Origin of the sequence: Brucella pituitosa, from assembly GCF_003049685.1 — a bacterium.
Lineage (GTDB): Bacteria > Pseudomonadota > Alphaproteobacteria > Rhizobiales > Rhizobiaceae > Brucella > Brucella pituitosa.
Map to the genome: position 1 here is coordinate 1882818 of NZ_PYSY02000001.1, position 13686 is coordinate 1896503.

The following is a 13686-nucleotide window of genomic DNA, read 5'->3' on the forward strand; positions in this document are numbered from 1 at the left end:
GCTTTCGCAATGAACGAGCATAAATTCATTTCGCCGGACGCCATTCGCTCTGCCTTTTCGGCAGCCATGTCGGCCATGTATAAGGAAGAAGTGCCTGCTTATGGCACATTGATGGAACTCGTCTCCGATGTGAACGCGAAAGTTCTGGCAGACGATGCGCATCTGCATGAGCGTCTGACGGAAACAGATTCGCTTGAACGCATTTCCGAAGAACGTCACGGTGCAATCCGTCTCGGCACTGCTGCTGAACTCTCGATGATGCGCCGCGTTTTCTCCGTCATGGGCATGTTTCCGGTTGGTTACTACGATTTGAGTGCGGCTGGCGTGCCAGTGCATTCCACCGCCTTCCGCCCGATCGACGATGCAGCACTCAAGCACAATCCATTCCGTGTGTTCACGTCGCTCCTGCGCCTTGACCTGATTTCGGACGAAAAGCTGCGTGCAGAATCGGAAGAGGTTCTCGCGAAGCGCCAAATCTTCACGCCGGGCGCAATTGCGCTTGTCGAAAAGGCAGAAGCCGATGGTGGCCTTGATGAAGGTGATGCGAAGATCTTCGTTGCAGAAGTGTTGGAGACTTTCCGCTGGCATGATCATGCCAATGTCAGCGCCGAGCTTTACCATCGCCTCCACGATGCGCATCGCCTGATCGCCGACGTTGTTTCCTTCAAGGGTCCGCACATCAACCATCTGACACCACGCACGCTCGACATCGACGCCGTGCAGGTTCAGATGCCAGATCGCGGCATCAACCCGAAGGCAGTTGTCGAAGGTCCGCCAACCCGCAAATGCCCGATCCTTCTGCGCCAGACCTCGTTCAAGGCACTGGAAGAAGAAGTTTCGTTTGTCAGCGCAGACGGCACCTGGACACCAGGCTCCCACACTGCCCGTTTCGGTGAAATCGAACAGCGTGGCGTAGCGTTAACACCAAAGGGCCGTGCGCTCTATGACAAGCTGCTCAACGACACCCGTGCAGTTGCCCGCCCTGCTCCGGATGGCTCAAACTCGGCTGAATATGTGAAGGCACTAAGCGACACCTTTGCCGCTTTCCCTGACACATGGGCTGGCGTGCGCGAAGAAGCCCTTGGCTATTTCGCCTATTCGGTGAAGGATGCTGCACGTCTTGCAGCCTTCCCGGCTAATACCGATATTGAAACTCTGATCGAAGGCGGCGCAGTCCAGTTCGATCCGATTATCTATGAAGACTTCCTGCCGGTTAGTGCTGCTGGTATCTTCCAGTCCAATCTGGGCGACGACGACGCACAGGATTTTGTGGAAAGCCCGAACCAGAAGCGTTTCGAGGAAGACCTTGGCGCCAAGGTTCTCAATGAATTCGAGCATTATGCTCGCATCGAACGCGAATCTATTGAAGCTGTACTTGCCCGCTTGAGCGGTCTTGAAGCAGCCGAATAAACCAATACTGACTTAAGAGGAAAACCATGAACACCGCTGTTAAAAAACTCGACGTGAAGCAGGAAGCTGCAAATCTTCTGTCCAAGCTTGGCGTTGACGCCTCGATCTACACATCGGGCGACCTTGCTGGTTTCAGCCCGGTTTCCGGCGAGCAGATTGCTTCGGTCAAGACCCACAGCAAGGAAGATGCAGCCAAGATCATCGACAAGGCTGATGAAGCTTTCCGTGCTTGGCGCACTGTTCCAGCACCAAAGCGTGGCGAACTGATCCGTCTCTTGGGTGAAGAACTGCGTGCTTCCAAGGAAGATCTCGGCCGTCTCGTTTCGCTCGAAGCTGGCAAGATTCCTTCGGAAGGCCTCGGCGAAGTTCAGGAAATGATCGACATCTGCGATTTTGCAGTTGGTCTGTCGCGTCAGCTTTACGGCCTCACAATCGCTACCGAACGCGCTGGCCATCGTATGATGGAAACCTGGCATCCGCTTGGCGTTGTCGGCGTTATCTCGGCCTTCAACTTCCCTGTTGCTGTCTGGGCATGGAACTCCGCTCTCGCTATCGTTTGCGGCAACTCGGTTGTCTGGAAGCCATCGGAAAAGACCCTGCTCACCGCTATTGCATGTGACGCGATCCTGAAGCGCGCCATCAAGCGTTTTGGCGATGCTCCAGAAGGTCTGGCTGAAGTCGTTCTCGGCGACCGTACGGTTGGTGAAGTTCTCGTTGACAGCCCGAAGGTTCCTGTTCTTTCGGCAACCGGTTCGACCCGCATGGGCCGCGAAGTGGTCCACGTCTTGCAAAGCGTTTTGCGCGCGCAATCCTCGAACTCGGCGGCAACAATGCCGGTATCGTCTGCCCATCGGCCGATCTCGACATGGCGCTGCGCGCAATCGCTTTCGGTGCAATGGGCACCGCTGGTCAGCGTTGCACCACGCTCCGTCGTCTGTTCGTGCATGAAAGCGTTTACGACGCTCTCGTTCCACGTCTGCAGAAGGCATATGCCAGCGTTACCGTTGGTTCGCCACTCGAAACCACAGCTCTGGTTGGTCCATTGATCGACAAGGTTGCTTTCGACAACATGCAGAAGGCACTCAAGGAAGCAGCCGCTCACGGCGGTAAGGTACAGGGCGGTGAACGCGTCGACGCTGGCCATGAAAACGCTTACTACGTGCGTCCGGCTATTGTCGAAATGCCACGCCAAGAAGGCCCGGTTCTCGAAGAAACCTTCGCACCGATCCTTTACGTCATGAAGTATTCCGACTTCGACGACGTGCTGGCGAGCCACAACGAAGTTGGCGCAGGCCTGTCCTCGTCGATCTTCACGCTCAACCTGCAGGAAGCAGAACGCTTCCTTTCGGTTGAAGGTTCGGATTGCGGCATTGCAAACGTCAATATCGGTACTTCGGGTGCTGAAATTGGCGGCGCATTCGGCGGCGAAAAGGAAACCGGCGGCGGCCGTGAATCGGGTTCGGATGCGTGGAAGGGCTATATGCGCCGCGCAACCAACACTGTGAACTACTCGAAGGCTCTGCCGCTCGCACAGGGCGTTTCCTTCGACATCGACTAACTTTATAAAGACTAAAAGAAAACCCCGCTTTTCAGCGGGGTTTTTTTATTATCTCAACATTTGCGATTAGCGAGATTGTGGTTATGACATGCCGAAAATCGTGGCTTTTGAGAACCGGCGCGCAGCGTACTTGAGTACGTGAGCACCGGAAGCGCAAAAAGACGCGATTTGCAGGCCGTCAGAACCGCAATATCAGCCCATGCGTTCGGAGGCGAATGAACCGGGCGAAGCCGGGAATACGACGGTGCGATTTCCGTTGAGGAATGAACGGTGATGGATATGCGCGTGAACGGCGCGCGCCAGAACTTGCGCTTCAACATCACGGCCAATCGACACATAATCCGCCGCACTCTGCGCGTGGGTGATGCGAGCAACATCCTGTTCGATGATCGGACCTTCATCGAGATCGGCGGTCACATAATGCGCCGTGGCGCCAATCAGCTTCACACCACGCTCATAAGCCTGCTTGTAAGGGTTTGCCCCTTTGAAAGACGGCAGGAACGAGTGATGGATATTGATGATGCGGCCCGACATTTTCTGGCAGAGCTGATCGGACAGAACCTGCATGTAACGCGCAAGAACCACCAGCTCGGTGCCCGTATTATCGACAATATCCAGAAGACGCTGTTCGGCTTCCGGCTTATTCGCCTTGGTGACGGCCACATGATGGAACGGAATGTCGTGATTGACGACAACCTTCTGATAATCGAAGTGGTTCGATACAACACCAACGATATCGATTGGCAGAGCACCGATCTTCCAGCGATAAAGAAGATCATTCAGGCAATGACCAAAACGCGACACCATAAGCAGCGTCTTCGTGCGATGGGCATTGTCGTGGAAATCGAAATCCATTTCGAACGGTGCCGCGATTGGCTCAAAGCCTTCGCGCAGGACATCAAGCGCCACGCCGTCTTCCGAAATGAAGCTGACGCGCATGAAGAAGCGACCGGTGTCCAGATCATCGAACTGGGCGCTATCGATGATGTTGCAACCCTTGCCCGCAAGATAACCCGAAATGGCGGCAACAATACCGCGGGTGGATTTGCAGGTGACGGTCAGGACAAAATTATGCATCGAACTTCCTCTATTACGCAGGCGCAGCTACATCGTGATTTTTTACTCTACGATGCAGCGCCAACCATGCCAGAATGCGTAATGCACTGACCGGATTGCGCTATCAAGTCGATAATGCGTGAAGAATGGAATTGTAGGTTAATTCGTCAGACCGTCGATGTGACCTTGTTCAAATGACGTGGTTTATCGGGATCATAGCCCTTGCAGCGCGTTACTGTTTCGATGATCCGATAATAGTTGATGAGCGCAACCAGCGGGTCGAGATGACCATTTCCTGTGCTTGCTGATGGCACCCGATGTCCCGGCACCTCCGCATCACCAAACGACACCAGGTTTGCGCCAAACGATCCAAGCCTGTTAAGCGCCTGAATGCTTGTTTCAAGCGCCTCATCCTGCGGTATGAACGACAGAATTGGGAAGCCGGTTTCCACCAGCCGCATCGGTCCATGCATCAGCTCGGCAAGCGAGAATGCTTCCGCATGAATATTGGCAGTTTCTTTGGCCTTGAGTGCAGCTTCAAGTGAAATGGCATAGGCGGTGCCACGTCCGCCCGTGAACAGCGACTTTGCCTCGACCAACAGGTCTTCCGCCACCTCACGGCCTTCCGGCCTTGTTGCGGTCAACGCTTCTGGCAAGCGGATCAAACCATCTTTCAGTTTCGGGTCGTTGCTGGCTGCAGCCACCACGCCTGAAAGCGCTGCGACAGACGCAATGAAAGACTTGGTAGCGGCAACGCTTTTCTCTTCGCCTGCATGAAGGGCGAGCACAATATCGGCACCCTTCGCAAGCGGACTATCGGTCACGTTAACAACGGCAACCGTCACAGCCCCGCCACGCTTTGCCGCATCCTGCACCGCAATAATGTCCGGGCTTGCACCCGATTGCGACACCGTGAAATGCAGACCACCTTTCAGTTTGAGCTCGGCACCATAAACGGAAGCCACCGATGGACCGATGGAGGCAACCGGAATACCGGTGGCGATCTCCATCAGATATTTGAAAAAGGTCGCAGCATGGTCAGACGAGCCGCGCGCAGCCGTGGTAATCACTGATGGCGATTTTTCAAACAAGCGCCCAATTTCAGCAAATGTTCCGACTTCTGCTTCAAGAAGTTTTGCCACAACAGAAGGTGACTGTTCGGTTTCTTGCAGCATAAGCGATGGAGCGGTTTGCATGTTCATTCTCCAAAACCAAAATAAAGGCCCGCATAAAGCAGGCCTTCTTCTTATCAATGTTGTGGCTGTGGCTCCACCGCTGTTTCATTCTTTTCAGCATCAGGTTCCTTAATGCGGAACCAGGCCACGTAAAGTGCTGGAAGGAAAAGCAAGGTGATGCCCGTACCGGCAATGATACCGCCCATCATGGCATAGGCCATCGGCCCCCAGAACACTTCGCGCGCAATCGGGATCAGCGCCAGACTTGCAGCCGCTGCCGTCAATGCAATCGGCCGCATACGATGCTGACTTGCCTGAACAACTGCATCCCATGGATGCATTCCCTCGGTGATATGCTCTTCGACCTGCACAATCAGAATGACCGAGTTTCGGATAAGAATACCGATCAGTGCCAGCACACCGAGAATAGCCACGAAGCCGAGCGGTTTGCCACTCGGAAGCAGTGCCGCTACCACACCGATCAGCCCCAAAGGTGCCACGGCAACCACGAGGAACAGGCGCTGGAAGCTCTGCAATTGCAGCATCAGAACGGTTGCCATCACGAACAGCATCAGCGGCACGACAGCTGCAATCGGTCCCTGGCTCTTGCCGCTTTCTTCAACCGTGCCGGCTGTCGCGATGGAATAACCTGCCGGAAGCTTATCGACAAATGCCTTCACCGCAGGTTCAAGCTCCTTAACAATCGTGTCCGGCATCGTTTTATCAACGATACCGGCAGCAACAGTTATGGTTGGAATGCGTGAGCGGCGATAAATAACCGGCTGTTCAAGCTCATAGCGGAAATTGGCGATGGCTGCGAGCGGCACAGAACTGCCGTTGCCGGTTGCGATCTGCAGGCTCTGCAGCGTGTTAATGGAATCGCGTTCATGCTTCTGTGCCCGCACGATCACATCGATCAGATAGATCGAATCCCGAACCTGGGTGATATTGATGCCGCCGACCACGCCATTCAGTGTTGTCGCAATATCCTTCGATGAAATGCCAAGCTTGCGCGCCTTGTCCTGCATCACATCCACACGGATAACACGTCCCGGTTCATTCCAGTTGTAGTTGACAACACCGAGCCGCTTATCCGCACTCATGATGCCTGCAAAATCCTGCGCAATACCGCGCAGCTTCTGAATATTCGGGCCTGAAATGCGGTACTGGACCGGGCGTCCGACCGGCGGTCCAAGTTCAAGGAATTTCACAAACGTATCTGTGCCGACATAATCCTTACGCAGGACTTCATCGAATTTCACCTTCAGGCGATCACGCGCTTCGACGTCTTTAGCCACCACAACCATCTGCCCGAAATAGGGATTGGCTGGCTGCACATCAAAAGACAGAATAAAACGGATCGCGCTCTGGCCGACATAGGTGCTCCAATGCTCGATATCTGGATTATCCTTGAGCATCGTCTGTTCAAAACGCTCCATCTGTGCCTTCGTATCGGCGATGGAACTGTTTTGCGGCAGAGTCCAGTCGATTACCAGTTCCGGACGGTCGGACTGAGGGAAAAACTGCCGTTCAATCAAACCCATACCGAAAACTGAGACCACAAACAGAGCGATCGTCGTGACAATCGTAATCCATTTGTGCCGCATCGCAAGAAGCAGTGTTCTCGAAAAGGCCTGGAAAAAGCGACTGCGCTTTTCCTCATGATGCTTCATTTTCTTAGGAAGCACTGTCACGCCGAGGAGTGGTGCAAACAACACGGCCACGATCCACGAAACAATCAGCGAAACAGCAATCACCACAAAAAGCGTGAATGTATATTCGCCGGCCTGACTCGAGTTCAGTCCAATCGGAATGAAGCCCGCAATCGTGACAAGCGTACCCGTCAACATCGGAAAGGCGGTGTGCGAATAGACATAGGTCGCAGCCTTGTTGATGGGGTCCCCTTGCTCGAGCCGGGCAACCATCATTTCAACCGCGATCATCGCATCATCGACCAGAAGCCCAAGCGAAATAATCAGTGCACCGAGAGACACACGTTGCAGCGAAATATCCATGAGCGACATGGCGAGGAAGGTGATTGCCAGCACCAGCGGGATCGACAACGACACCACGAAGCCTGCGCGCAAACCAAGACTGATGAAGCTCACTGCCAGAACGATTACAACCGCTTCAAAGAGTGCCTTTGTGAAGCCTGAGACCGCGTCCTGAACCACTTCTGGCTGATCGGCCACTTTAAATACATTAACGCCGACCGGCAGTTCGGCCTTCACCTGCTGCATCAGTGTGTCCAGCTTCTCGCCAAACTCAAGCAGATTGCCGTTAGGCTTCATGCCGATGCCAAGACCAATCGCATCATGGCCATTGACCCGAAAAATCGATGATGGTGGATCGACATAACCGCGCGTGATTGTTGCGACATCCGACAGGCGGAAGAAGCGATCATTCACACGAAGGTTGACCGCACGAAGATCAGCTTCCGAGTCAAACTGACCGCTTACGCGAACGCTGATGCGTTCAGGTCCCGCCTGCACAACACCTGATGGCGTGATGGCGTTCTGGTCCTGCAACGCCTTCAGAATAGCCTGCTGGTCGAGGCCAAGGGCTGCCACCTGCCGGGTCGAGAACTCGAGATAGATTGCCTCATCCTGCGCGCCGATCAGTTCAACCTTACCAGCATTGGGGATGGTCAGAATTTTTGTGCGTACATCTTCCGCATAATCACGCAGCTGTCGCATCGACAGTCCATCTGCGGTGAAGGCAAAGATATTCCCAAAAACATCGCCAAACTTGTCGTTGTAATAAGGACCGTAGACGCCTTCCGGCATGTTCGGCTTGATATCATCAAGCATATGACGCACTTCGGACCAGGCCTTTGTGACCTGTTCCTTGCGAACCGTATCCTTCAAAAAAACAAATACGACCGACTTACCTGCTGTAGTGACACTGCGCGTATAGTCGAGTGTGTCGAGTTCTTCGAGTTTCTTCTCGATACGATCTGTAACCTGATTCATTGTTTCGTCGATGGATGCGCCCGGCCAGTTGGCCTGCACCACCATCGTCTTCACGGTGAATTCCGGATCTTCCGCACGGCCGAGATCGAGATAGGAGACAAACCCTGCGACCAGAAAGACAAGCATGAAATACCAGACGAGCGACCGGTGGTTCAAAGCCCAATCAGAAAGATTGAAACCTTTTTTCATAGGCTGCTTCCCTTCGCATCCAGACGGACTTTTTGCCCTTGCTTGAGTTCGTTCACTCCGGCAATCGCCACATAGCTGCCGACTTCAACGTTATCGGCAACAAAATTCTCACTGCGACGTTCGACAACCTGAATGTCCTGGAGGCTTACGGTCTGTGTTTTTGGATCAATGACCCAGATTTCAGTTTTGCCGTCTTTTTCAAGCAAGGCCTGTATCGGCAAAATCACGTGGTCTTTCTCCGCTCTTGCAAGCCCCGCCCTGATGGTCGCGCCAAGTCGGAAACCTTCCGGCGGGTTCTCAAGTGCAATCCGAACCCGACGTGTACGGGTTTGAGCATCTGCCTGGGGCGCGACCTCGCGCACAGTGCCATTTCCAGTCACCGCAGGATCAGCTTGCAGCTGCACATAAAATGGCGTTCCCGCCACGAAATATTCCGTCATGCTGTCGGGGATATCGAGAACAGCTTCACGAATGTCTGGCCTTGCGACCGTCATCACCGCCTGCCCTGCGGCCACGACCTGACCAACTTCAGCATTGGTTGCTGAAATGACGCCATCGAAATCCGGGCTCAAAACAGCATAGCCGCGCTGATCTTCAGCTTTACGCAAACCAGCCTGTGCCTTTTCAAGTCCGGCCTGAGCACTGTCACGCGCCTGCTTTGCAGCATCATAATCAGCTTGTGAGATGTTGTTGCCTTCAAGCAAGATATGCAGACGCTCCTCACTGGCAGCTGCGTTGGCATATTGCGCTCCAGCACTTGAAAGGTCAGCCTTTGCGGACTGCACCGAAAGATCAAGCGTGGAAGGATCGAGCATCGCTACCATTTCGTCTTTCTTGACGAGATCGCCCACGTTAACCGGACGCGCTATGATGCGACCAAGAACGCGGAAGGCAAGATCCGTTGAATATCGCGGTTCGATCGTACCGGCGAAACTGGTTTGAATGGCGGGCTTAGGCGTTACAATCGTGTAAAGCACAGGGCGAATTGGCTCCGCTTCAGATGATTTGTCATCATCCTTGCCACATGCCGTAAGTGTTACAAGCGAACCAGCAATAGCAAGGCAGCTTAAGAGCTTCATGGTCGGCTTCATTGTGCGCCCGCTCCTTCAAGACCCGTAACAATCTCTGTTTGAGCACCTGAACGAAGCATTTGCGCGCCTTTGGTGACGATCAGTTCTCCAACACCCAAACCGGAAGCAACGATCACTCGTTCTTTTTCATAGGCGAGCACTTTGACCGGCACGAGGGTTGCGACTTGTGTGTCCTTCGCCACGCGCCAGACAGCTGTACGGCCTGAATCGGACGTCATGGCACTCCAAGGCAGGATGACAACTTTCTGATTGTCCATATGGACGGTGCCTGTCACCGTCGCGCCGAGCGCCATCTGTTCAGGCGTATTGGCGATACCAACCTTCACCCGCACAGTACCGGTCTGTGCATCAACCACCGGCGAAATTTCCCTTATTTTACCTTCCGCCTGAACCTTATCGTCCGACAACAAAGCCAGAGTAACGTCCATGCCAATCTTGGCATAATTGACGAGTGTTTCCTGAACGTCGAAGATCGCGTCACGGGGACCGTCTTCGGCAATCGAAAACGCCGTTTGCGCAGCCTGCACCACCTGCCCGGTTTCAATATTGCGAGCTGTGAGCACACCAGAAACCGGGGCATGGAGTTCAGTATAGGAAAGCTCGTCACGCGCATTGCCAAGCTGGCTTTCAGCATTCATGAGCGTGCTTTGCGCCGTACGGTAGACTTGCTCGGACTGATCGTATTGAGACCGCGTCGTAAATCCTTGCGCAAGCAAGGCTTGCTGGCGTTTGAAGCTGGCCTCAGCCTGCACAAGCTGAGCCTGTGCAGCATCTTTGGACGCCAGCGCAACGCGCATATTGGACTGCTGCTCGGCATTGTCGATCCGTGCAAGGATTGCGCCTTTTTCAACGTGCTGGCCGATTTCAACCATACGTTCCACAACCTGCCCATTGACACGGAATGATACATTGACAAGTGATCTGGCCGCAATCGCACCCGATAGCGTGAGCTTTGGCTGATAGTCGATCAACTTGCTTTCTGTCACGGCAACAGCAACGACGCCGCTGGTTTCAGCATGTGCATAGAACGCTGAAGTCATAACCGCTGTCGTTACAACGAGAACGCCGATAATCGCTTGAAGCGCACTATGTAGCACGTTCACAAGAGGATAAAATTTTGTGGCCATCTATACGATTCTCGCTCTTTTCCTGGAGAGCACAATGCAACCAAAATAATGCCGCGAAAAGCATGCTTTAAAAACATCATTAATCGTCATGCTCACATATAAAACGCGCGCTCAAAACAGACTTTGGGAAAACACTGAAATCTAAATAACAAATCAGAATAATTTATAGCCGCATTTCTTCAACAAGCCGATGACCTGTTGCACTCAGCTCATAACGTGTGCGTTGCGTCCGTTCATCTCGCTGTCGGATGCGGATATAGCCCCCCTCAGCACTAAGAACTACAACCTCCCGCAACACAAGAGCGTGAGCAATACCCAGTATTCGTGAAAAACTGCGGCTGTCCGATGCTATATCGAGCGCGAGCGCAGCAATAATACCGGCACCAAGCCGCGAGATCTTACCCGATGCTGCCTCAAGCGCATCCACCAATGCCATATACTCGGCTTCTTCCATCAGGCGTTGACCGCCTGAACCGGGCGGAATGAAACAATCACCGATTTTGAGGTTGGGGTGTAGCTCTCATCACCGGCACTACCAAGCGGCACCAACACATTCATTTCCGGGTAATAACCGGCAATACAACCACGCGGAATATCATAGGGAACAAAGCGGAAATCACGCGCAACACGCTCAACACCGTCTGCAAAATCACCGACAACATCGGCTCGATCACCTGCTTCAACACCAATGTCTGACATATCGGCAGGGTTCATGAAAACCACCTGCCGCTCGCCATAAACACCACGATAACGGTCATCCATACCATAAATCGTCGTGTTGTACTGATCATGACTGCGGAAGGTCTGCAAGACATAGTGGCCCGGCTTTCCGCGTGCCTGTTGATGCTCGACGGCCTCTGGCATTGCCCCGCTCCAGAAGGTTGCTTTACCGTTTGGCGTTACCCATTCCAGTTCGCGCGCGGTATTACGCAAGTGGAAACCACGCGGCACGCGGACACGTACATTAAAGTCATAGAAATCGGGCAGGACCCGCGAAATATGATCGCGGATGAGGTCGTAGTCATCCGCCAGTTCCAACCAATCGACTGGATTTGGGCCCAATGTTGCATTTGCCATGCCAGCAATGATTGCAACTTCCGAGCGGAGCAACGCCGAAGCCGGATGATTGATACCGCCTGATCCATGAACCATGCTCATGGAATCTTCGACCGTTACAATCTGCGCCACGCCTTTGGAATTCAGATCAATCTCGGTGCGCCCCAGACATGGCAGAATGAACGAATCCTGCCCCGGCAAAAGATGCGAATGGTTGAGTTTCGTTGCGATGTGAACGGTCAGTCTCTGGCTGGAAAGTGCCTTGATAATCATCGGACTGTCAGGCGTCGCACGGGCGAAATTGCCGCCCAGACCGATGAAGGCTTTTGCCGATCCGTCAAGCATGGCTCCAATTGCACCAAGCACATTATGGCCCGGCTCGCGCGGCGCTTTGAAAGCGAATTCCTTTTCCAGCGCGTCAAGAAACGCAGCTGACGGACGTTCGTTGATCCCGACCGTGCGATCGCCCTGCACATTGGAATGACCGCGGACAGGACACAGCCCCGCGCCGGGCTTTCCAATATTGCCGCGCAGCAGCATGAAATTGGTTATCTCGCGAATCGTGATCACCGAATGGCGATGCTGGGTTATGCCCATCGCCCACGTGCAGATAACGCGGCCCGCCTTCATGTAAATACGCGCAGCATGTTCCAGCGACTGACGCAACAGCCCGGACTGATCTTCAATTTCGTCCCATGAAGTTGCATCGACTGCAGCCCGATAGGCTTCAAATTCTGCCGTATGTTCGGCCAGAAACGCTCTATCGAGTACAGACGGCTCTCCGGCAGCAAGAGCTGCATCATCAGCGGCGAACACCGCTTTGGCCATGCCACGGAACGCGGCAAGATCGCCTCCCAGACGTGGTTGATAATAATCGCTGGCGATAGCTTCACTGCCGCCATGCATCATTTCGAGCTTGTTCTGAGGATCCGCGAAGCGCTCAAGTCCGCGTTCGCGGACCGGGTTGAAAACAACAATTTGGGCACCGCGTTCCGCAGCGCGACGTAAATCACCCAACATGCGGGGATGATTGGTGCCAGGATTTTGCCCAACGACGAAAATCGCGTCAGCCTGCTCGAAATCCTCAAGCAGAACAGTTCCCTTGCCAACCCCTACCGATTGTTTGAGCGCCACACCGCTGGCCTCATGGCACATGTTCGAACAGTCAGGAAAATTGTTTGTGCCATAAGCGCGCACGAAAAGCTGATAGAGAAATGCCGCTTCATTAGATGCGCGGCCCGAGGTATAAAACTCCACACGATCCGGCGTATCGAAGCTCTTCAATATGTCGCCAATAGCGTCAAAAGCTTCATCCCACTCAACCGCTTCATATTTGTCGGTTGACGCATTGTAACGCATCGGATGCGTTAGCCGCCCGGTATTTTCCAGCGCATAATCGGTCCAGGACTGTAGTTCAGAAACCGTGTGCTCCGTGAAGAACTTCGGCGTTGTGCGTCGCTCGGTTGCCTCCCAAGCCACCGCCTTCACACCATTCTCGCAGAACTCGAACGATGAGCCATGCTCCGGGTCACCCCATGCGCAACCGGGACAATCAAAACCGTCGGGCTGGTTAGCCTTGAGAAGAGCACGTGCACCAGTGAGCGGTGCGCCGCTGGCCAGCAATTGCTTGCCGCAGCTCTTCAATGCGCCCCATCCACCTGCGGCACTTGACCGCTTGCCGATGAACTTGGTTCCGGAAGCTTTGCTCATGTTATCATCCTCAATTGCATAGCTTTTCACGCTCAACAAGCATTACATAACTATGCAATATTTTTCACACTTTCAGCATCCACTATGCGCCAAAAATGGCCCGTCGCTGTCGCAAAAATACTTTTGCCCGCTCCTGATGATATGAAAATACCAACCATAGAAATCGGTTTATAGTGTAGTTGAATTAATCAAATAATTAAATAAAGCACTCCCCCAAAAGCATGAAACAGGTTTCGGAGAGATGCCCAGTGAATCAAAACATTGCAGTTGCGCTATCGGTTCGCACTTGATTTCAGGCCCACAATCCGTCATGCGATTGGTAAAGAAAACTGACCACAAGGG

At 53.6% G+C, this 13686-nt stretch carries 8 protein-coding genes and 1 pseudogene; 2 read left to right on the forward strand and 7 right to left on the reverse strand.

Going from position 1 to position 13686, the window contains the following annotated elements:
- Nucleotides 1–9: 9 nt before the first annotated feature.
- Nucleotides 10–1410 carry a 2-oxoadipate dioxygenase/decarboxylase HglS gene (gene hglS, locus C9380_RS09305; RefSeq protein WP_128093422.1) on the forward strand — a complete coding sequence of 467 codons (1401 nt, stop codon included), beginning with the start codon at nucleotides 10–12 and terminating at the stop codon, nucleotides 1408–1410.
- A gap of 26 nt (nucleotides 1411–1436) precedes the next feature.
- A pseudogene (amaB, locus tag C9380_RS09310) lies at nucleotides 1437–2968 on the forward strand (L-piperidine-6-carboxylate dehydrogenase).
- A gap of 192 nt (nucleotides 2969–3160) precedes the next feature.
- Here amaB and purU read toward each other — a convergent pair.
- From purU to C9380_RS09350, 7 genes are all read right to left on the reverse strand, one after another.
- On the reverse strand, nucleotides 3161–4045 hold the full coding sequence (purU, locus tag C9380_RS09320; RefSeq protein WP_024899349.1) for a formyltetrahydrofolate deformylase: 885 nt from the start codon (nucleotides 4043–4045) through the stop codon (nucleotides 3161–3163).
- A gap of 146 nt (nucleotides 4046–4191) precedes the next feature.
- Nucleotides 4192–5220 (reverse strand): SIS domain-containing protein, encoded by a 1029-nt coding sequence (locus tag C9380_RS09325; RefSeq protein ID WP_100558684.1) that lies wholly within the window; start codon nucleotides 5218–5220, stop codon nucleotides 4192–4194.
- 53 nt (nucleotides 5221–5273) lie between these two features.
- On the reverse strand, nucleotides 5274–8360 hold the full coding sequence (locus C9380_RS09330) for an efflux RND transporter permease subunit (protein WP_128093423.1): 3087 nt from the start codon (nucleotides 8358–8360) through the stop codon (nucleotides 5274–5276).
- On the reverse strand, nucleotides 8357–9451 hold the full coding sequence (locus C9380_RS09335) for an efflux RND transporter periplasmic adaptor subunit (RefSeq protein ID WP_024899346.1): 1095 nt from the start codon (nucleotides 9449–9451) through the stop codon (nucleotides 8357–8359). The genes C9380_RS09330 and C9380_RS09335 overlap by 4 nt, the downstream gene beginning before the upstream one ends.
- Nucleotides 9448–10491: an efflux RND transporter periplasmic adaptor subunit gene (locus C9380_RS09340; RefSeq protein WP_247877571.1), complete on the reverse strand. Its 1044-nt coding sequence runs from the start codon at nucleotides 10489–10491 to the stop codon at nucleotides 9448–9450. The genes C9380_RS09335 and C9380_RS09340 overlap by 4 nt, the downstream gene beginning before the upstream one ends.
- 250 nt (nucleotides 10492–10741) lie before the next feature.
- Nucleotides 10742–11032, reverse strand: coding sequence for a hypothetical protein (locus tag C9380_RS09345; protein ID WP_374844463.1), 291 nt, complete (start codon nucleotides 11030–11032; stop codon nucleotides 10742–10744).
- Complete coding sequence (locus tag C9380_RS09350) at nucleotides 11032–13344, reverse strand: FdhF/YdeP family oxidoreductase (protein ID WP_128093425.1); 2313 nt, start codon at nucleotides 13342–13344, stop codon at nucleotides 11032–11034. Before C9380_RS09350 ends, C9380_RS09345 begins: the two co-directional genes overlap by 1 nt.
- Between the last annotated feature and the right edge of the window lie 342 nt (nucleotides 13345–13686).